This window comes from Tsuneonella sp. HG222, from assembly GCF_053819185.1.
Genome location: NZ_JBSOQZ010000001.1, coordinates 2,182,313 through 2,200,190 on the forward strand (window position 1 = coordinate 2,182,313; position 17,878 = coordinate 2,200,190).

Annotated in this window: 19 protein-coding genes; 10 read left to right on the forward strand and 9 right to left on the reverse strand. The window is 61.6% G+C overall.

Annotated features, from left to right (window positions below; genetic code table 11):
* The 6 genes from ACWPMZ_RS11010 to ACWPMZ_RS11035 all read left to right on the forward strand — a co-directional run bounded on the left by ACWPMZ_RS11010 (position 1) and on the right by ACWPMZ_RS11035 (position 5,195).
* Entirely contained in the window at positions 1 to 516 is a 516-nt protein-coding gene (locus ACWPMZ_RS11010) for a nuclear transport factor 2 family protein (RefSeq protein ID WP_455704052.1), read from the forward strand.
* A complete protein-coding gene (locus ACWPMZ_RS11015) occupies positions 513 to 1,268 on the forward strand; it encodes an SDR family NAD(P)-dependent oxidoreductase (RefSeq protein ID WP_455704053.1) in 756 nt (251 codons plus the stop codon). Before ACWPMZ_RS11010 ends, ACWPMZ_RS11015 begins: the two co-directional genes overlap by 4 nt.
* An 83-nt stretch (positions 1,269 to 1,351) precedes the next feature.
* Complete coding sequence (locus ACWPMZ_RS11020) at positions 1,352 to 2,992, forward strand: GMC family oxidoreductase (RefSeq protein ID WP_455704054.1); 1,641 nt, start codon at positions 1,352 to 1,354, stop codon at positions 2,990 to 2,992.
* A complete protein-coding gene (locus ACWPMZ_RS11025) occupies positions 2,989 to 3,441 on the forward strand; it encodes a carboxymuconolactone decarboxylase family protein (RefSeq protein WP_455704055.1) in 453 nt (150 codons plus the stop codon). The genes ACWPMZ_RS11020 and ACWPMZ_RS11025 overlap by 4 nt, the downstream gene beginning before the upstream one ends.
* A gap of 199 nt (positions 3,442 to 3,640) precedes the next feature.
* Entirely contained in the window at positions 3,641 to 4,213 is a 573-nt protein-coding gene (locus tag ACWPMZ_RS11030; RefSeq protein ID WP_455704056.1) for a TetR family transcriptional regulator, read from the forward strand.
* Positions 4,214 to 4,493: 280 nt separating this feature from the next.
* On the forward strand, positions 4,494 to 5,195 hold the full coding sequence (locus tag ACWPMZ_RS11035) for an N-acyl homoserine lactonase family protein (protein WP_455704057.1): 702 nt from the start codon (positions 4,494 to 4,496) through the stop codon (positions 5,193 to 5,195).
* A gap of 142 nt (positions 5,196 to 5,337) precedes the next feature.
* Here the strand turns inward: ACWPMZ_RS11035 and ACWPMZ_RS11040 are convergent, their stop codons facing one another.
* A complete protein-coding gene (locus tag ACWPMZ_RS11040) occupies positions 5,338 to 6,798 on the reverse strand; it encodes an aldehyde dehydrogenase (RefSeq protein WP_455704058.1) in 1,461 nt (486 codons plus the stop codon).
* Positions 6,799 to 6,845: 47 nt separating this feature from the next.
* The gene (locus ACWPMZ_RS11045; RefSeq protein ID WP_455704059.1) at positions 6,846 to 7,883 is read right to left on the reverse strand and encodes a Rieske 2Fe-2S domain-containing protein; all 1,038 of its coding nucleotides are present in this window, start codon (positions 7,881 to 7,883) and stop codon (positions 6,846 to 6,848) included.
* A 197-nt stretch (positions 7,884 to 8,080) separates the two neighbouring features.
* On the opposite strand from ACWPMZ_RS11045, the gene ACWPMZ_RS11050 reads away from it, so the two are divergent.
* From ACWPMZ_RS11050 to ACWPMZ_RS11065, 4 genes are read left to right on the forward strand one after another with little or no spacing between them, the layout of a single operon-like run.
* Positions 8,081 to 9,712: a GMC family oxidoreductase gene (locus tag ACWPMZ_RS11050; RefSeq protein WP_455704060.1), complete on the forward strand. Its 1,632-nt coding sequence runs from the start codon at positions 8,081 to 8,083 to the stop codon at positions 9,710 to 9,712.
* Positions 9,712 to 10,215 carry a DUF3237 domain-containing protein gene (locus tag ACWPMZ_RS11055; RefSeq protein WP_455704061.1) on the forward strand — a complete coding sequence of 168 codons (504 nt, stop codon included), beginning with the start codon at positions 9,712 to 9,714 and terminating at the stop codon, positions 10,213 to 10,215. Before ACWPMZ_RS11050 ends, ACWPMZ_RS11055 begins: the two co-directional genes overlap by 1 nt.
* A 19-nt stretch (positions 10,216 to 10,234) precedes the next feature.
* A complete protein-coding gene (locus ACWPMZ_RS11060; RefSeq protein WP_455704062.1) occupies positions 10,235 to 10,660 on the forward strand; it encodes a nuclear transport factor 2 family protein in 426 nt (141 codons plus the stop codon).
* 32 nt (positions 10,661 to 10,692) lie between these two features.
* Positions 10,693 to 11,604, forward strand: a complete 912-nt coding sequence (locus ACWPMZ_RS11065) for an NAD(P)H-binding protein (RefSeq protein ID WP_455704063.1) — start codon at positions 10,693 to 10,695, stop codon at positions 11,602 to 11,604.
* Positions 11,605 to 11,611: 7 nt separating this feature from the next.
* On the opposite strand, the gene ACWPMZ_RS11070 is transcribed toward ACWPMZ_RS11065, so the two are convergent.
* Genes ACWPMZ_RS11070 through ACWPMZ_RS11100 form a run of 7 tightly spaced genes read right to left on the reverse strand, consistent with a single transcriptional unit; the run spans position 11,612 to position 17,716 of the window.
* Entirely contained in the window at positions 11,612 to 12,841 is a 1,230-nt protein-coding gene (locus tag ACWPMZ_RS11070; RefSeq protein ID WP_455704064.1) for an NAD(P)/FAD-dependent oxidoreductase, read from the reverse strand.
* A complete protein-coding gene (locus tag ACWPMZ_RS11075) occupies positions 12,838 to 13,878 on the reverse strand; it encodes a Rieske 2Fe-2S domain-containing protein (protein WP_455704065.1) in 1,041 nt (346 codons plus the stop codon). The genes ACWPMZ_RS11070 and ACWPMZ_RS11075 overlap by 4 nt, the downstream gene beginning before the upstream one ends.
* Positions 13,879 to 13,933: 55 nt before the next feature.
* Entirely contained in the window at positions 13,934 to 14,251 is a 318-nt protein-coding gene (locus tag ACWPMZ_RS11080; RefSeq protein ID WP_455704066.1) for a 2Fe-2S iron-sulfur cluster-binding protein, read from the reverse strand.
* Positions 14,251 to 15,363, reverse strand: a complete 1,113-nt coding sequence (locus ACWPMZ_RS11085; RefSeq protein ID WP_455704067.1) for an S-(hydroxymethyl)glutathione dehydrogenase/class III alcohol dehydrogenase — start codon at positions 15,361 to 15,363, stop codon at positions 14,251 to 14,253. The genes ACWPMZ_RS11080 and ACWPMZ_RS11085 overlap by 1 nt, the downstream gene beginning before the upstream one ends.
* A gap of 39 nt (positions 15,364 to 15,402) precedes the next feature.
* A complete protein-coding gene (locus ACWPMZ_RS11090) occupies positions 15,403 to 15,792 on the reverse strand; it encodes a hypothetical protein (RefSeq protein ID WP_455704068.1) in 390 nt (129 codons plus the stop codon).
* The gene (locus ACWPMZ_RS11095; RefSeq protein WP_455704069.1) at positions 15,789 to 16,151 is read right to left on the reverse strand and encodes a c-type cytochrome; all 363 of its coding nucleotides are present in this window, start codon (positions 16,149 to 16,151) and stop codon (positions 15,789 to 15,791) included. The genes ACWPMZ_RS11090 and ACWPMZ_RS11095 overlap by 4 nt, the downstream gene beginning before the upstream one ends.
* Complete coding sequence (locus tag ACWPMZ_RS11100; protein WP_455704070.1) at positions 16,148 to 17,716, reverse strand: FAD-binding oxidoreductase; 1,569 nt, start codon at positions 17,714 to 17,716, stop codon at positions 16,148 to 16,150. Before ACWPMZ_RS11100 ends, ACWPMZ_RS11095 begins: the two co-directional genes overlap by 4 nt.
* Positions 17,717 to 17,878: the final 162 nt, after the last annotated feature.

Sequence of the window (17,878 nt, forward strand, 5' to 3'; positions counted from 1 at the left end):
ATGTCTGTCTTCACCTGCCACGGCAATAAGAAGCCGTGCGGAACCAGTGAACTACGCCAACCCCCTGTCCGCGAGGTTCGTCAAATGCCGGATTCACAAAGTTCCAATGAAAGCACTGTCTTGGCTTTTTTCAGCGCCCTCAGCGATGGCGATCTGAAAAAGGTGGCTGAGTACATGCACCCCGACGCCTCTTGGACGACGATGATTACCGGCGTGCCTGGAGCAGGACGCCACGAAGGTCGCGACAGGATCCTTGGCGAGTTCATCGGACCAGTGCGAGGAACCTTCAAGCCTGGCGACCCGAAGGTTCACGTCGACACCCTGGTGTCATCCGGTGACACTGTAATGGCCGAGTGCCGTGCCATCGGCGAGCGCGCAGACGGACGCGAGTATCGCAACTTCTACGCGTGGGCGTTTGAGCTGCGCGATCGGAAGATCGCCCACGTCCGGGAATACATGGACAGCCTATACGTCGCCAAATTCTTTGATCTCGACCTCACGGCAGACGGGTCTTGAGCCAATCGTTTGATGGCTATGCTTTTCTCATTAGCGGGGGCGCTAAGGGGCTAGGACGTGCGATCGCAGCTGGATTATCTGAATCGGGCGCTATCGTTGGCATTGCCGATATTGATGGTGTTGCGCTTCAAGAGACCGCGGGGGAAATTCGCCGGTCCGGGGGCAACATACACGCGTTCGAAACCGACGTCGGTTGCCGGGAGAGTTATCTGGCGGCTGCCGCCGCATTCGCTGAGGCAGCCGGTGGCCTCGACGGGGTCATCAACAACGCCTCCTGGCTCGTTTATGAACCGGTTGACGACGTGACCGATGAAACGCTGGAGAGAATGACATCAGCGGGGTTCAAGTCCGTTATCTGGGGCACACAGATCCTACTTCGTCACAGGAAACAGGGTCGGTCGGCGTCGATCATCAATTTTAGCTCGCCTGTCGTATATCATGGTCGTCCGAATACTTCGATCTACAGTGCTATTAAGGCTACTAGCGCTAGCCTCACTCGCTCGCTAGCTGCCGAACTGGGCCCGCAAGGCATTCGCGTAAATGCCGTCGCGCCAGGCTCGGTTCCTACGCCTGGGGCGCTTAAGTACGTAACTTCTGAGGAATACGAGCGGCGGGCCGCCACAATACCTATGCGCAAACTTGGTAGTGAAGCCGATGTCCTTCACGCAATCCGCTTTCTATTGAGCGAGGACGCGGCTTTTATCAACGGCGCTATGCTAGCCGTTGACGGCGGAATTATTGCGGCTGCCTGACGCGCCGCTCCTAAATCAGCATCGCTGACGTCCGCGCACCATACACGACGGTCTTGGAAGCTTATTGGAGACGAGATTTCGACATGGCCGAAACCAATCACGAGTTTGACTACGTCATAGTTGGCGGAGGAAGCGCTGGCTGCGTTCTCGCGAACCGATTGAGTGAAGATCCCCGCGTGCGGGTTTGCCTACTCGAAGCAGGCCCACCCGACGTGAACCTCTTCATTCGAGTTCCTGCTGGAGTGGCCTTTACCATTCTCAATCCGCATCTCGGCTGGGGCTTGAAAACCGTGCCTCAGCGCCACTGCTCTGACAGAGAGATCTTACTTCCGCGAGGTCGGGTGCTCGGCGGATCGAGCTCGATCAACGGAATGGTCTACATCCGCGGCCACCCGGGCGATTTCGACGATTGGGTTGAAGCCGGTGCTGAGGGTTGGAGTTACGCAGAAGTTTTGCCCTATTTTATCCGTGCCGAGAACAATGAGGCCTTAGCCGGGAGCCCGTATCATGGGCATGGCGGGCCGATGAATGTCATCTCGATTCCCTCAGTGAACCCGCTCGTTGATAGTTTCCTTGACGCTGCGGCCCGGCTGCAACTCAAGACATGTAGCGACTTCAATGGTCCCGATCCTGAAGGGTTTGGAACCCGGCAGGGAACAATTCGCAGAGGTCTGCGAGAGTCGGGGACGACTGCCTATCTAGCCCCCGTACGGTCGCGCTCTAACTTGTCCGTAATCACCGGGGCGCTTGTTCACAAAGTGCTGTTTGAAGGAAAGCGGGCGATCGGTGTGCAGTACGACGTATCCGGCGAACTCCAATCGCTGCGGGCCGCGCGGGAGGTTATTCTAGCCGGCGGAGCCTATGGCTCGCCTACGGTACTGCTGCGAAGTGGGATCGGCCCCGCCGGTGAGCTCAAGGACCTCGGGATCGAACCAATTCTTGATCTACCCGGGGTGGGCAAAAACCTTAAAGACCACCCCGCGGCATCGATCCAGATGAGAACCGACGACATCACCTCGTACGGCCTATCGGTGCGCAAGGCCATTCCCAACGCCTTGGCCGCGCTGAAGTACCTGCTGTTTCGAACCGGGCCCATCGCGAGCAACTTGTTCGAAGCCCACGGGTTCTGGAAAAGTGATCCTGATCAGCCCAGGCCAGATTTGCAGATCATCATGATGCCTGCCCACCGCAACGCTGAACCTAAAGCGCTACCCCGTGGACATGGCTATGGTATCATTGTCGGACTCGTAAAACCCGACAGCATTGGACAGGTGACCTTGGCATCTACCGATGTACGGGAAATGCCCCAGATCGACTTAAATTTCCTGGCCGAGACGAGCGATGTTACGCGGCTGCGCACAGGTCTCCGGTTGGCTCGAAAAATTTTACGTTCATCTGCCTTTGACCGGTACAATGCGCACGAGATCCTGCCGGGCGAAGCTGTCGGCAGCGATGATCAGTGGGATGATTACATCCGGCGGACTGTCACAACGATACATCACCCAACGAGCTCATGTCGTATGGGAATCGACCGGCAAGCGGTCGTTGATCCGCAGCTGCGGGTGCGCGGGATCGACGGTCTCAGAGTTGTCGATGCGTCGGTATTTCCAACCCTGCTGGCGGGAAACACCAATGCCGCAGTGGTGATGGTGGCAGAGAAGGCGGCTGACCTAATCCGGGGACGGGCGACCCTTCCCGCGCTGGACTTACCTCACGCAGCATGAACCTGAGTATTGCACTGAAAAACCAGACGTCTCGACAGATTGACGTCAAAATCAAGGAAAAGAATATGAGTGAAACGCGATATGAGCGCGGCCTTGCGCTGCGGAAGGACATCTTGGGTGCGGATTATGTCGAAGCTTCTTTCAGAAATTCGGACGAATTCAGTCGGCCTATCCAAGAACTCTCAACAGAATATTGCTGGGGCGAGATCTGGTCTCGGCCTGGCTTGGCCAGGCGCGAGCGAAGTCTTCTCAACATTGGTATGATCAGTGCCCTGAATCGGCCACATGAACTGAAACTTCATATCAAGGCAGCGCTTACGAATGGGCTTTCGCGTGACGAGATCCGCGAGGCACTGCTGCAAGTCGCAATTTACTGCGGCATGCCGGCTGGCCTTGATTCGACGCGGATCGCTCGAGAGGCCTTCGCGGAGGTTGATGCCGCCACGTAACTCCGCCTCGCATATCGGGCCAGCCTTCCCAGCTGTGTGCCTTGCGTCCCAGATTGTCATGCACCGGGCTGCCTCCAAACTCGCGTGGAGCATGGCTAGCGGCCCGGCGATGATCCCAAGCAAACAGACAGCGCCCCGCGCCCCTTACATCGTTAGCTAAGCGACTGGACAGCCCCTCGATTTACGTTGATGAGACTGCATGGCCGAACAAGCGCTCAACCAGGATATGATCGTCCGCGAAGCTCTCAAGGTCCTCCAGGAAGACGGTCTGGAAGGTGTGACCTTTCGCAAGCTCGGAAAAAGATTGGGCATCAAGGGCCCCTCCCTCTACTGGCACATCGCTCACAAGGAGTTCTTGCTCGGTCGAATGACCAGATCTATAATGAATGACTGCCTTGCCAAGGTTAAGGGAGCAGATACTTGGCAGGAGTGGCTGTATTCATTTGGCTTTGAGCTGTGGCATGCTCAGTTGACCATTAGGGATTGCGCCGCTGTTCTATTGCAAGCAAAGTGGGAAGAGGAATGGCTCACTGAACTTCATTCCCATTTGACAGAGCAACTGCATGAGCGGGGTCTCCCCCGTGACAAGGCAATGGTGATGCATTCGGCCGTCCAATCTTTGGTCACCGGATGGGCCGCTTTCGCCACGGGACCAAATGCGCAGTTTGTCGATGCACATCTGCGGTCGGGGGTCGAAGACGCCTTGCTGCAAAGTCTTCGTGCCTTGATCCGCGGCTGCGAGACTGAGGTCGCCGCAAATTCCACGGGGTAATGGCCGTTGTGCCATACGATACCGCGGACAGACTGCATGCACCGGGCCCCTTGGCCGAGCGCACAAGCCCCGGTGACTTACCCGTCTACGACCAGGGGCTCTTGACTGGCTCGCACTGCAGGCTGGTGATGACCACCCGATCTTCATCCGCTCGCCGCAGCGAGCTGAGGGGCCGGAAATAGCCGCGCCCGTCACCCGTATTGATGCGATCCGCTACGCGCGGCACGAGCGAACGGCGGCTCACAATTTTTCGCACCCGGTCGATGACCACGATGTGCCGATGCCGCTCGACTACTTCGTGTGGGCGATCCATCGCCATGGGCATCCGCCGGCCATCGTAGACACAGGTTTCGGTGACTCCGGCGCCCGCGGGCGCACCATCACCCGGCCGCTAATCGAGGGCCTGCGCGACGCGGGGATCGACCATCTGGCGGTGGAGGACGTGATCCTGACGCATCTGCATTACGACCACGCCGGCTCGCTGAGCACCTTTCCCAACGCGCGGTTCCACGTGCAGGACGCCGAGCTCGCCTTTGCCACCAGCCGGGCGGTGTGCGACCGCGAGGTGCGCAGCCCGTTCGACGGCGAGCCGGTCGCTCTACTGGTGGGGAAGCTCTACAGCGACCACGTGGTGTTTCACGACGGCGATGCCGAGTTCGCTCCGGGCATCGCGCTGCGGCTGTGCCACGGCCACACCGCGGGGTTGCAGGCGGTGGTGTGCGAGACCGCCCGCGGCCCCGTGGTCCTGGCCAGCGACGCCGCACATCTCTACGCCAACGTGGCGCGCAAGATCCCCTTCCCGATCTTCATCGACGAAGCCGCCTACGCCGCGGCGCAGGAGCGGGTGCTGGCCTTGGCGGGCGGCTCGCTCGACCACCTCATCCCGGTGCACGACCCGCTGGTGCTGACGGCGTTCCCCAGCGAGAACGACATCGCCCGCGTGGACCTTGCCCCGCTGCTGCCGATCGCCGAGCTCGTATGACCAGCGTGGGGTTCGCTCTTCGTGCTCCGGTGCACTTGCCTAAAAGCTCGCCGGCCATTGATGAGGACGCGCGCAGACGACTTTGTTAGCGCGACCCGCATCGAACGACGAGCGCCCTGCAACAATGAGCTAGCCCGCCGAGCTACGGAGCCGCATCTAGCAGAATGGTTTTGGTCTCAAGGTAATGCTGTAACCCTTCAGCGCCGCCCTCTCGTCCGATCCCAGACTCCTTAAAGCCGCCGTACGGAAGGTTGAAATCCATCCGCAGCCCATTCTGTCCAATACTCCCGGTCCGAAGTTTGCGCGCAAGCGAATAGGCCGCTCCAGCATCGTGGGTTAGGATGGACCCATTGAGACCGTAGCGGCTGTCATTGGCTATCTGAACCGCGTGATCGTCATCGTCGGCCGGGATGAGGCACAGCACTGGGCCAAAGATTTCCTCCTGAGCCAGTTCGCTTGAATTATCGACGTTGGCGAACAGAGTCGGCTCGATGAAGTAGCCCTTGTTCAGATGCGCCGGACGCCGGCCCCCGGTTACCAGCTCACCAGATGACTGCCCTTGGGCAACGAAGCCTTCGATCCGGGTGAGCTGACGCTCCATCGCAACGGGACCCAACTGGGTACCAGGATCCTGGCTATATCCGATCACCACTTCACGCATGTTGCGGGCAATTGCGTCCGCGAGTTCGTCGTGGCGTTTCCTGGAGACAATGGCGCGGGTTAGCATGGCACACACCTGGCCACTCATCGTGTTCAGCGTACCAGTCAGAAGAGCCGCGGCATCGTTGATCGCAAAATCCTCGCGGATGATGGCGGCAGACTTTCCGCCAAGTTCGAGGGTGCAGCGTGCCACCCGGCTCGCGCACACTTCACCGATTTTTTTGCCCGCCAGGGTCGATCCTGTGAAGCTGACCTTGTCGACCCCGGGATTGGCAACGAGATGCGCGGAGGCATCGCGTTCCGCCGGAACCAGATTGAGCACCCCCGCCGGTAACCCGGCTGCCTCAGCGGCCTCCGCGATGATGTAGGCTTCAAGTGGGGTCTCAGGCGAAGGCTTCATGATCACCGGGCATCCCGCCAGAAGGGCGTTCGCAACTTTGGACGACATGATGCCAAAAGGCGCATTCCACGGGGCAATTGCCGCCACAACGCCCACAGGCTCCTGAACAACGAAGGCTGCCGCGGCCGCCATACTTTGCCGGGATTCTTGAAACGGGAAGGTACTTCCCAAGTCGGCGATAGCCCGAAATGCGGCGATGGCCCCGCCGGTCATTATCGGTGCAAAGGTCACCAAGCCGCCTACCTGTGCCGTCCACGCGGCGCATAATTCCCCTGAACGCCGTTCAAGCTCGTCGGCGAGTTTGTGAAGAGTAGCGCCCCGCTGCTGAGGGGATAGGTTCGACCATTTTGCTTGATCGAATGCCTCTCGCGCGGCCGCCACCGCTCGGTCGATATCGTCCGGTCCAGCCTCCGCTACCCGCGCTACAGGTTCTTCGCTATCCGGCGACACCACGGTCAGCATACTGCCGCTCAAGGGCTCGACCCACCGGCCGCCAATGAAGAGCTTTTCAGGATGTTTAATATTTACGCCAACAGGCAACATGGTTGTCTCCCAAATTTGCAGTTAGTTCCGACCGAAAAGCGCAAACGCTACTCAGTAGACTCCTGGTCCATCATCTCTTGAAGCTTGCGTCGCCCCAAGACCGCGGTTCCATCGCTCTTGAGCATAAGCTCAGGAGGTAGCTCATCCACCGTTGCAATGATTTTCTCTATTTCTACGGTTGCGAAGATATCTTCTTGAACAACGGGCTTGAGGTACTCGACCATCCCGTCAACATCACTTCGGTTGATGGAGCCCATAGCGAAGAAGTAATTGGTCGAATGCCGTTTGGCCGGGGTTACTGCATGCCAAACACGACTTGCCAACAACACCTCGCCAGCGCGGGGCTCGGATTCATTGGCGTGCACTTCGGCGACCCCCGCGTGGAAGCCGGGTAAATAGAAGTCCATTCCCGACACTCGATCGACAGCTCCCTCAAGTTCGGGGCGGCCTTCGAAAACGGGAGGCAAATCGGCGTTGCGCATGACACGCCGGCTCAGGATCCGACGATCATCCACCGTCCGCTCCTCGGGCGTAGCCGCGTCGTCGGCAGTACCAATGGACGAGCCATGCAAATAACCGAGATGGGTAAGGTCAAGTAAGTTGTCGTTTAACAACTGGTACCGTCCTTCGACATAATGCGAATAGAACGGTTTTGAATACATCCCGGGAATATTGTAACCGATTTCCTCGAGCGAGGGGATTAGACTCTCATCAGCCTTGTCGGGATCGCCAGGCCATATCCACGCCCACAGGCCCCGCTCGACAAGGGGATATGACTTGATGGTGTAGACGCCGGGAATCTTCTCCTGACTGGGCACGAACGTGCACTTGCCCGAGTAGTCAAATGTGATGCCGTGATATCCGCATTGGATGGCATCGCCTACTCGCTTGCTGGCACCCAAGGGAAAGTGACGATGGGGGCAGCGCCCCTCGACGGCAACCGCGGTGCCATCAGCTTTGCGATAGAGCACGACCGGATGATTCAAGATCCACCGGCTGAGAAGCTCCTCGCCAATCTCGTCACAGAATGCGGCCACATACCATCCGTTACGCGGCGCAAAACTGCCTTCCTTGAACGGGTACATCGTCTCCTCCCGCGCTCGAGTAGCGAGCTCTCTGGTCCTGTCTTCCGGAGGACCGCCAGTAAAGGCCACGCATCGGGCCATTGCGCTCTTGCGTCGGCGTCCCTTACGGTGTTAGTCTAGACTAGAAGAACGGTCAATCCCGTGCGATTGTCAGGCCAAAACCGGCCAGCGCGACAGGAATTCCGATCGGGAGAGCCATGGCTGAAGTAGATTTCATCGTCGTGGGTGCAGGTAGCGCTGGTTGCGTTCTCGCTGCTCGGCTCAGCGAGTCGGCTGCAGACGCCGTTGCGCTATTCGAAGCGGGCGGGTCCGATCGCCATCCCCTGGTCCAGATGCCACTTGCCTGGATGCAGGTGGCTGGGATGGATAAATTCGGTTGGGGCAATGTCAGCGAGCCAGAACCTCACCTCGATGGTCGGCGACAACCCCTCCCCCGCGGCAAGGTCTTGGGCGGGTGTAGTTCAATTAACGGCACCATGTTCATACGGGGAGCGGCCGCCGACTACGACGGCTGGTCGGATGCCGGCCTTTCTGGCTGGAGCTATCGGGAGATCCTTCCCTACTTCAAGCGAGCGGAGTCGAACTGGCGCGGCGCGGGTCCCGAACACGGAGGGCGCGGGCCTCTAAGTGTCACCCCCATGAAGCCTCACGACGAACTCTACCCTGCTTTCATGGCCACGGCCGAGGCCATGGGATTTTCGGCGAGCAGCGACTTCAATGTCGCCGAGCCGGAAGGATTTGGAATGCCCGATTGCACGATCGACGCGGGGCGAAGGCACAGCACTTATCGCGCCTATCTGCTTCCCGCCCTGCGCCGACCTAACCTACGCGTTGAATTGAAGGCCCAGGTCCATCGAGTTCTGTTTTCTGGCCGACGGGCGATTGGGATCGAGTACGAGCAGAATGGAACGCTCCATCGCCTCACGGCTCGTAAAGAGGTTCTACTCTGTGGCGGAGCCTTCAACTCCCCTCAGCTGCTGATGTTATCTGGCGTCGGAGACGCTGCCCACCTTCGCGACGTAGGCATCAACCCCATCGTCAACCTCCCGGGCGTGGGTTCCAATCTCCAAGACCACCCGATTGCGCTCACGTTCTGGGGTTCTTCGTTTCCGAATACGTTTGAGAAGGACCTTCGCCTAGATCGATTGGCGCGCAATCTTGTTCGCTGGCAGCTTCTCGGCACTGGCACACCGGCCCAAAGTCCCCTCACCATTCAAGGTTTCCTGCGATCGACTCCAGAGCAGGACAGGCCAGACATCCAGTTTCAAGTCAGCCATGTATCGTACGCGGCCAAGCCCTGGTTCCCTGGCTGGCGCAAGGGCGTGGGACACCAGATTTCGGCAGGAGCGCTGCTGCTCAACCCGGCGAGCCGCGGCGAGGTGTTCCTTGCCAGTAGCAATCCGCGCGATCTGGCCAAAGTGAAGCTCAATTTCCTCGCCGAGGAAAGCGATCGTCAAACCCTCCGCGAAACTGTCCGGTTCATGCGGCGCTTCTTTGCGACCGAACCGGCAAGAAGATATGTTTCGACCGAACTCGCGCCCGGTCCCGAGGCAGCGGATGACCTCGCCATCGACGCCTGGCTGCGCGCCACTGTAATGAGCGGTGCCCATGCCTCCTGCACCTGCGCCATGGGACTTTCGTCTGACCCGAAGGCGGTCGTGGATGATCAATTGCGGGTTCATGGGCTTGAAAACCTTCGCGTTGTTGATGTGTCGGTGATGCCCAACATCATTCGCGGCAACACCAACGCGCCGGCGATCATGATTGCGGAAAAGGCCGCTGACATGGTGCTTGGTCGGGCCCTCTCACCAGAACTTGAGGCCGCCTGATGGACCAGATCTATTCTACCCTCGACAATCCGCGGCTCGAGTTCGCACTTGAAGTCACACTGAAATTTACCCGCATTCAGGCCATTCCTAATACCCCAATGGGAGGCATGCGTTCGGCAGTTTACGTCGATGAGGGGATCTTCAGCGGTCCCAATCTGAAAGGCCGTGCCGTGCCGAACTCGGGCGGTGATTACGCCTACTTCCGCCCCGATGATGCAGCGGTGTTCGATGCCCGGTATATGCTGGAAGAAGACGACGGCACCCTCATCCTGGTCAACAACCGCGGGTTCCTGTGGGGGCGAAAGCCCGGCACCATGCAGCGACTGCGCGATTGGGCATTCGACAAGGGGCCGCCCGTTCCGCATGAGGAATACTACCTCCGGGCCCAGCCGAGTTTCGAAACGCCAATCGGAAAGCATGATTGGCTCACCCGACATGTATTCGTGGGCATAGGCGAACGTCGTGCCGATGGGAATCACGTGCGGTACTACGCACTGACGTAAATCAAATCGGGAGATTATTATGGACCGCGCTGGCTACGAGAAATACCTCGGTCTTTTCAACGCAAAAAATTATGATGCCGTGCTGGATCACTTCACCGACGATTGCGAAGTCGTCTTCGCTGGATATTGTCTCAAAGGTAAGCAGGCAGTCCGAGAGTTCTATAAGTTCTTCCATTCCGTTACCAAGGAAACGATCACGCTACAGCGATTTCTCGCCGGCGAAGCCACCGTCGCCTTGGAGGCGGTCGTGAGACTTGAGGGTATTGCTGACAGCACTCCGGACATGTTTGCAGAGCGTGGGCTTGGCCGCTTGTTCGCGTTAGCAAAGGGTCAAGTTATAGAAGTGCCTCAGTTCATCCATTACCATTTGGAGAACGGAAAATTCAAGAAGGCCCTTTGCGCCATTTATGAACCGCCGTCTGACACCATCACCCATCTCCAGTAATCCTGCCACGCAATGCAATTGAACGGTACGTCATGAAAATCATCATCACCGGCGCTTCAGGGCAATATGGCAGTTCGGCGGTTCAAAAACTGCTCGCTACCGTTCCGGCCGAAGACCTCATTCTAATCACGCGAAAGCCTGACAAGCTTGCGGAACTATCCGAACGCGGTGCGTCCGTCCGATTTGGTGACTTCGATTATCCCGATAGCCTTGTGTCTGCCTTTGCCGGCGGTGAGCGCATGCTCCTGATCAGCGGCACGCGGGTGGGCGCGCGCGTCGCGCAGCACAAGGCCGCAATTGATGCCGCCGCCGCTGCCGGTGTGACCCATACCGTCTATACCAGCATGGTGGGAGTAGGTCCGACCAACCCCGCGATCGTTGCGCATGATCACTGGCCAACCGAACAGATGCTCAAGGGCAGTGGAATGCATTGGACCATCCTCCGCGATCAGCATTACGCTGACGCGATGGTGATCAACATGGGACCCAACTTCATCCGCAGTGGGGTTTGGCTCTCAAGCACCGCGGGTGGGAAGGAAGCGCCGGTTTGGCGCGATGATTGCGTCAATTCAGCCGTCGCTGTGCTTACGGGACAGGGTCACTCGGGTAAGACATATAACATCACGGGCCCTGAGCTGCTGGGCTTTAGCCAATTTGCGACGCTTCTCTCTGAGATTTCTGGCAGACCGATCGATTACGTCGAGACCGACGATCAAGGAATGTATGCCATGTTCGATGGCATGGGGATTCCGCGCAAGCCGATCGACGACCAGGCTGTGATGGGCATCACTTGGAACAGCGACGATATGGTGACATTTGAAGCTTCCATCCGGGAAGGATTTTTTGAAGTGATCTCGGACGATGTGGAGCTTTTGACCGGCCAAAAAGCGCGGAGTGTGCGGCGGTTGATCGAAGAGAACCGGGAATTGCTCGCCAACGCCTGAGGTGCCGTCAGACTGCGATCTCTTTCAGAGGATGCCCCGTGTCGGCGAGGCGATCCAGAGGCGCGCTCACGCCTGACTCGACCAGCTTCCGGCCCTGGACGTAATCCTTGACCGCGTTGACGCAGTCGAGCGCGATCACCCGGCCTTGGCGAAGGTAGACGATCGAGAACGAGCGAGCGGCGGGGTCGCCGCGGACGACCGCCTGGTCGTGCCCGTGGCTCAAGCCCACCGTCTGCAGCTTGATGTCGTACTGGTTGGACCAGAACCACGGCACCGCGTCGTAGGGCGCTTCGAGTCCGCAGATATGCTTGGCGGCGGTGGTCGCCTGGTCATTGGCGTTCTGGACCGACTCGAGGCGGATCGTGTTGCCTTCGGCGTAGCCGTTGGCATGGGCGGCGCAGTCCCCGATAGCGTAGACGTGGGGCAGGCTGGTGCGACAGTACGCGTCGACGTCGACGCCGTTTCCGCCGTCCGCGCCGGCCGCCAGCAGCGGCTCGACCGCGGGCACGATGCCGATCCCGACGACCACCAGGTCGGCCGCCAGGGTATCCCCATCGACCAGCCGAACCCCTGCGACGTGCCCGTCACCGTCGATCTCGGCAAGCGACTGCCCCAGCCGCACGTCGACGCCGTGGGCGCGGTGCTCGGCTTCGATGAAGCGTGACAGCTCGACGCCGGCGACGCGGGCCAGCACGCGGTCGAGCGCTTCCAGCAGAACGACTTTCTTGCCGGCCTTGGCCAGTACAGCGGCCGCTTCCAGCCCGATGTAGCCGCCGCCGATGACGACGATCTGCTGGGCCGTTTCCGCGGCGGCCTTGACCGCATCGGCATCGGCGCGGGTGCGCACGCCCAGGACGCCGCGCAGGTCTCCCCCGGGCACCGGCAGCGGACGCGCGTGACCCCCGGCCGCCCAGATGAGCTTGCCATAGGAAATGATTTCCCCGCCGGCGGTCGCGACCTCGCGATGAACCGGATCGACCGCCACCACCCGCGTGTCGGTAAGCATCGCGACTTCGCGCTCGGCCCAGAACGCTGCCGGGCGGATGAGGATACGCTCGAAGGTCTTCTCGCCAGAGAAATACTCCTTCGACAGCGGCGGCCGCTCGTATGGCAGCTCGGGCTCCTCGCCGACGATCGCGATCGACCCGGCGAACTTGTTCTGGCGCAGCGCGATGGCGGCCTGCGCGCCGCCGTGGCCCGCGCCGACGATCACCACGTCGAACCGCGCCGCGCTCACGCCTCGTCTTCCACCGCGGCGGGCTGCTGCGCCTTGATCAGCCGCTGGATCACCAGCCGCGCCTTGACGCCGCCCTGGTCGATGTTGAACCCGCGCAGCTTCATGTCGGGATTGGCCTCGAGCGAGAGCTGCTGCGCCTCGAGGACCTCGACGTCCTCGGCGAACACATGACCCTGCTGGTTCTGGAAGCGCCGGGTGAACCCCGCGTCCTGGATGTCGAAATTGCGCGCCATGCCCCAGAAATAATGGGTCGTGGTCTCGGTCTCGGGGGTCATCGCGTCGATCACCACCCCGCGCACGCCGTTGTCGTGGCTCTGGATCGTCGCGCCTTCACCGACCGGCGCGACGCCGACATCGATCAGCACGTTCGAGGGCGGCAGGAACACGCATACCTGCCAGCGGTCGACCTGGCCGTCGCGCTTGAGCGCATCGCGCCAGAACGGCGGTGGTTCAATATTGGGCATCCACCGCCGGACGATCACCACATTGCCGTCCTGGACGGTCTCGATCGGCGCTTCCATCAGCTCGGACTGGCCGATCGAGCCTTCGTGGACATAGGTCTCGTGCGTCAGGTCCATCAGGTTGTCGATGATCAGGCGATAGTCGCACGCGATGTGGTAGTAGCCGCCGTCGAAGGTCCAGTCGGGCCGCGAGCACGGCCAGAAATCCGGCACCTGCTCGGGATCGGCCAGCTCCGCCTCGCCGATCCACACCCACACGAACCGGTGGCGCTCGATGACCGGGTACATCTTTGCCTTGACCGCCTTGTTCGGCGGGTCCGACTTCAGCGGCATCTCGACGCACGCGCCGTGGGAATCGAGCACCAGCCCGTGATAGCGGCAGCGGATGTTGTCGCCTTCCTTGATGCCCATCGACAGCGGCAGCAAGCGGTGCGGGCAGGCATCGCGCATGGCCACCACCGAGCGGTCGAACCGGCGGTACAGCATCACGCTTTCGCCGCAGATCTTGCGCGAGATCGGCTGCCGGTCGACCTCATGATCCCATGCTGCGACGTACCACTGATTGCGTACGAACATGTTGCCTCCCCGTCGCGATCCCTCAAAGTATCTTCTGCTAGTGCCGCTTGCGTCTTCAGTCCTCTGGAGCGATTCTGACTGCCAAACCGTCAAGCTCTGCGCTCATCGGTATCTGACAAGACAAGCGAGAAGCTTGTGCTCGATGGTCCGAGCTGTCGAGCAGATCGTTCTCGTCTTCGCCCATTGGTGGAAGACGATCGGCAAACGCCGGATCAACGAAGACATGGCACGTTGCGCATGACGCGCACCCGCCGCACAGCGCCAGCAGCTCGTCGATGCCCGCATCCCGGATTGTCTCCATGAGGGTAATGCCCTCCTGGATCTCGAGGTGGTGCTTGTCCCCCTGCCGGGTCGTGATGTGGACCAGGCCCATCAAAACACCACGACGCTGCGGATGCTTTCCCCGGCGTGCATCAGGTCGAAGCCCCGGTTGATCTCGTCTAGCGAGAGAACGTGGGTGATCATCGGGTCGATCTGGATCTTGCCGTCCATGTACCAGTCGACGATCCTGGGCACGTCGGTGCGGCCCTTGGCGCCCCCGAACGCGGTGCCGCGCCAGTTGCGCCCGGTGACCAGCTGGAACGGGCGGGTGGCGATCTCCTTGCCTGCCTCGGCCACGCCGATCACGATGCTGGTGCCCCACCCGCGGTGGCACGCCTCGAGCGCAGTGCGCATGACCTCGGTATTGCCGGTGGCGTCGAAGGTATAGTCGGCCCCGCCGTCGGTCAGCTCGACAATCTTCGCAACCGTCTCCTCGCGGCTCAGGCCCTTGGAGTTGAGGAAGTGGGTCATGCCGAACTGCCGGCCCCATTCCTCGCGCGCCGGGTTGATGTCGACGCCGACGATCTTGTCCGCCCCTACCAGTCTGGCGCCCTGGATCACGTTGAGGCCGATGCCACCGAGGCCGAACACCACCACGTTGCTGCCCGGCTCGACCTGGGCTGTCTTGACCACGGCGCCGACGCCGGTGGTGACCCCGCAGCCGATGTAGCAACTGGTCTTGAACGGCGCATCCTCGCGGATCTTGGCGACCGCGATCTCCGGCAACACGGTGAAGTTCGCGAACGTGCTGCAGCCCATGTAGTGAAAGATCGGCTCGCCCTTGTACGAGAACCGGCTGGTCCCGTCGGGCATCAGGCCCTTGCCTTGCGTCGCGCGGATCGCCGTGCACAGGTTGGTCTTGCCCGACAGGCATGACTTACACTGGCGGCACTCGGGGGTGTACAGCGGAATCACGTGGTCGCCCGGCTTCACGCTGGTCACGCCTGGGCCGACCTCGCGCACGATTCCCGCGCCCTCGTGTCCCAGGATCGAGGGGAAGATGCCTTCGGAATCGAGCCCGTCCAGCGTGTACGCATCGGTGTGGCAGATGCCGGTCGCCATGATCTCGACCAGCACCTCGCCCGCGCGCGGCCCCTCGAGATCGACCTCGACGATCTCGAGGGGCTGCTTGGCAGCAAAGGCGACGGCGGCGCGGGTCTTCATTTGGAAGTCATCCTCATTGGTTTGAGATTTGTTGGTGCCTTACGACTGAGCGGTCAAAACCCAGCCCAAGACCAGGCCCCTGTCGATGGTCGAGGCGGCTGCAATCGATTCTGCCAAAGTGGCGCTGTGGGCGCTCACGGCCACATAACCTGCCTCGCGCGCGACTTCCTCGATCAACAGCGCGTCGGCCGGTCGGCTCACCCCGACCACCAGCGACGGGCGGCGGGCGAACAGCGCCCGCGCGAAGCGGATGCGGTCGCCCTCGATCGCCAGCGCGCCGGGGGATTGCGCAGCCAACCGGCGGCCGGCCGCCAGCGCGGGGTCGTGGACCACCACCGCTCCCGCCTGGAACCGCCAGTGAGCCACGCTGCCCATCGCGGGCACCGCCAGCGCGCCCGCCAGCGCCTCGCGGCGGGTCGCGCGGATCACTTGGCCGCCTCGTGCGGCCCGGCGGCGAGATAGTCGGCGATCGCCTTGAGCTCGTCGTCGCTGACCTCGCCGCGCGGGACCGGCGGCATATTGCCCACGCCCTGGCGCACGGCGATGACCACGTAGGCGGCGGGAAGGTTGTCGCGCGCCTCAAGCAGCGCCGGCTGGACTCGCCGCCCCAGCAGCCCGGTGCCCATCCCGTTGGGCCCGTGACAGCTGACGCAGTGCTCGAGGTACAGCGCCTCGCCCCCGCTCGCTCCGGGACGGCTGGACAGCGTCAGCGGCTTGGGCGCGGGGGGAGCCTGCGCGACGGCCGCGCCCCCGGCGAGCAGCAGACCCGCGACTAGCAGACGCTTCACTTCCGCACTCCCGCTCTTCGGCCCTGCCCCTTGGGCCAGATCCCGTTCTTGCCCGGCGCGAGGATCCCGTTGGGGTCGAGCGCATCCTTGACCGTCTCGTTCAGCGTGCGCAGCGCCCCGCCGTTCCAGTCGTAGCTGTCGGCCACCAGGTCCATGTAGTCGAGGTGGGTGCGGTACTCGCCGTACCCTTGCGCCTTGGCGTCGGCCACCAGCTGGCGGAAGAAAGGGTCGATCCGCCCCATCATCGCCGCATCGTCCTTGTTGAACAGCATCGCGTTGACGTTGGTCAGGTGCCGCTCGCCGAAGGCGAAGCTGCCCTGATAGTCCATGCCGTATTCCTGATAACGCGCGTACGTCCGCTGGAACTGGGCCAGTGCCGCGGTGCCATTCTGCGGTATGATCGGCGAGAACCCGATGTGCCCGCCGCGCCCGCCATACCAGTTGACGTTCTGCATGGGGAACGTGATCGGCGTGCCGGTCCACCCGGAGTATTCGAGCGGCTGGCCTTTGACCCAGGTAGTCGGTTTGATCGCCAACGGGCCGATCGCCGTCATCGCCTTCTCGAGCACCTTGTAGGCCGCCTTGTTGATGTCCTCGCGCCCGTACAGGCGCAAGCTGACGCCCCACCAGCCGAGCCCGAAGCGCTTGCGGATGGCATCGATCACCGCATCGTCGAGCGCGCCGGGCTTGTCGGTCCATTCGCCCCGCCGCGTGGCCACCGCCGCCGCGCGCAGCCAGTTGCCGATGCTGGGCGACTGCTGCAGCACTCGCTCGCGCCGCAGCGGCCCGATCACATCGACCAGCGGCTTCAGGTCCTCGGGCCGGTCGAACTCGACGTCCATGCCCATCAGGCTCTCGGGCTCGGGCATCAGCCACATGTTGGCCTTGGTGACCACGCCGAAGTTAGACTGGACGAACATCTGGTCCCACGCCGGGCCGAACCCGAACGGATAGGCGCCCCACGTCGGCGCATTGGTGAACGCGCCCATCCCGGTGCGCACCACTTCGCCCGTCGGCAGCACCACCTCGAGCCCGCACAGGTTCTTGGTGTTCTCGCCATAGGGCGTGTAGCCGACCCCGCGGTCGAGCGCGTTGCCGATTACGCTGCCCCACGAGTTGCCGGGCGTCGAAAGCCAGTAGGGCAGCTTGTTCGCCTGGATGAAGTCGTAAAGGTCGTAGAACCCGACGCCGGGCTCGAGCAGCACGGTGCCGAACTCCTCGTCGAACTCGATCTTCTTCATGCCGCTGAGGTCCATGACCACCGAGCCGGACATCAGCGGCGCCGAGCCGCCGTAGCCGAGGTTCTTGCCGCGGCTTACCGGCCACACCGGCAGGCGGAACTGATTGGCGACCTTGAGCGCCGCCTGCACTTCCTCGACCGTGGTCGGCCCGATCGCCCCGGCGGGCAGGTGGCGCGCGTCCGCGATGGCGAACTTGTCGCGGTAGCCGGTGCGGTCGAGGCTCTCGAAAAACACCTTGCCGGCGCCGAGCGCACTTTCGAACGCGCGCCGCGCCTGGGTCAGCTTGGCGGCGGTGAAGTCGGGGGGCAGCGGAACTTCGGCCATGCGATCAGACGCGGTCCGGCCCGTCGTTGCCAAAGTGAGATGCGCTCTGAAACATCTTGATCCCCACCCTAGATCGCTGTCGACCTTCTTGCTTACCTTACACTGTTAGTCTAACGTTGTCTATCCGGCGTTGGCAGCCTTGCCGGGATAAATGCGGGTGGT

Excerpts from the sequence above, each read along its gene's own strand:
- ACWPMZ_RS11010 (WP_455704052.1), top strand. The coding sequence starts at position 1 with ATGTCTGTCTTCACCTGCCACGGCAATAAGAAGCCGTGCGGAACCAGT.
- ACWPMZ_RS11020 (WP_455704054.1), top strand. The coding sequence starts at position 1,352 with ATGGCCGAAACCAATCACGAGTTTGACTACGTCATAGTTGGCGGAGGA.
- ACWPMZ_RS11025 (WP_455704055.1), top strand. The coding sequence starts at position 2,989 with ATGAACCTGAGTATTGCACTGAAAAACCAGACGTCTCGACAGATTGAC.
- ACWPMZ_RS11030 (WP_455704056.1), top strand. The coding sequence starts at position 3,641 with ATGGCCGAACAAGCGCTCAACCAGGATATGATCGTCCGCGAAGCTCTC.
- ACWPMZ_RS11035 (WP_455704057.1), top strand. The coding sequence starts at position 4,494 with ATGCCGCTCGACTACTTCGTGTGGGCGATCCATCGCCATGGGCATCCG.
- ACWPMZ_RS11040 (WP_455704058.1), bottom strand. The coding sequence starts at position 6,798 with ATGTTGCCTGTTGGCGTAAATATTAAACATCCTGAAAAGCTCTTCATT.
- ACWPMZ_RS11045 (WP_455704059.1), bottom strand. The coding sequence starts at position 7,883 with ATGTACCCGTTCAAGGAAGGCAGTTTTGCGCCGCGTAACGGATGGTAT.
- ACWPMZ_RS11050 (WP_455704060.1), top strand. The coding sequence starts at position 8,081 with ATGGCTGAAGTAGATTTCATCGTCGTGGGTGCAGGTAGCGCTGGTTGC.
- ACWPMZ_RS11055 (WP_455704061.1), top strand. The coding sequence starts at position 9,712 with ATGGACCAGATCTATTCTACCCTCGACAATCCGCGGCTCGAGTTCGCA.
- ACWPMZ_RS11060 (WP_455704062.1), top strand. The coding sequence starts at position 10,235 with ATGGACCGCGCTGGCTACGAGAAATACCTCGGTCTTTTCAACGCAAAA.
- ACWPMZ_RS11065 (WP_455704063.1), top strand. The coding sequence starts at position 10,693 with ATGAAAATCATCATCACCGGCGCTTCAGGGCAATATGGCAGTTCGGCG.
- ACWPMZ_RS11075 (WP_455704065.1), bottom strand. The coding sequence starts at position 13,878 with ATGTTCGTACGCAATCAGTGGTACGTCGCAGCATGGGATCATGAGGTC.
- ACWPMZ_RS11080 (WP_455704066.1), bottom strand. The coding sequence starts at position 14,251 with ATGGGCCTGGTCCACATCACGACCCGGCAGGGGGACAAGCACCACCTC.
- ACWPMZ_RS11085 (WP_455704067.1), bottom strand. The coding sequence starts at position 15,363 with ATGAAGACCCGCGCCGCCGTCGCCTTTGCTGCCAAGCAGCCCCTCGAG.
- ACWPMZ_RS11100 (WP_455704070.1), bottom strand. The coding sequence starts at position 17,716 with ATGGCCGAAGTTCCGCTGCCCCCCGACTTCACCGCCGCCAAGCTGACC.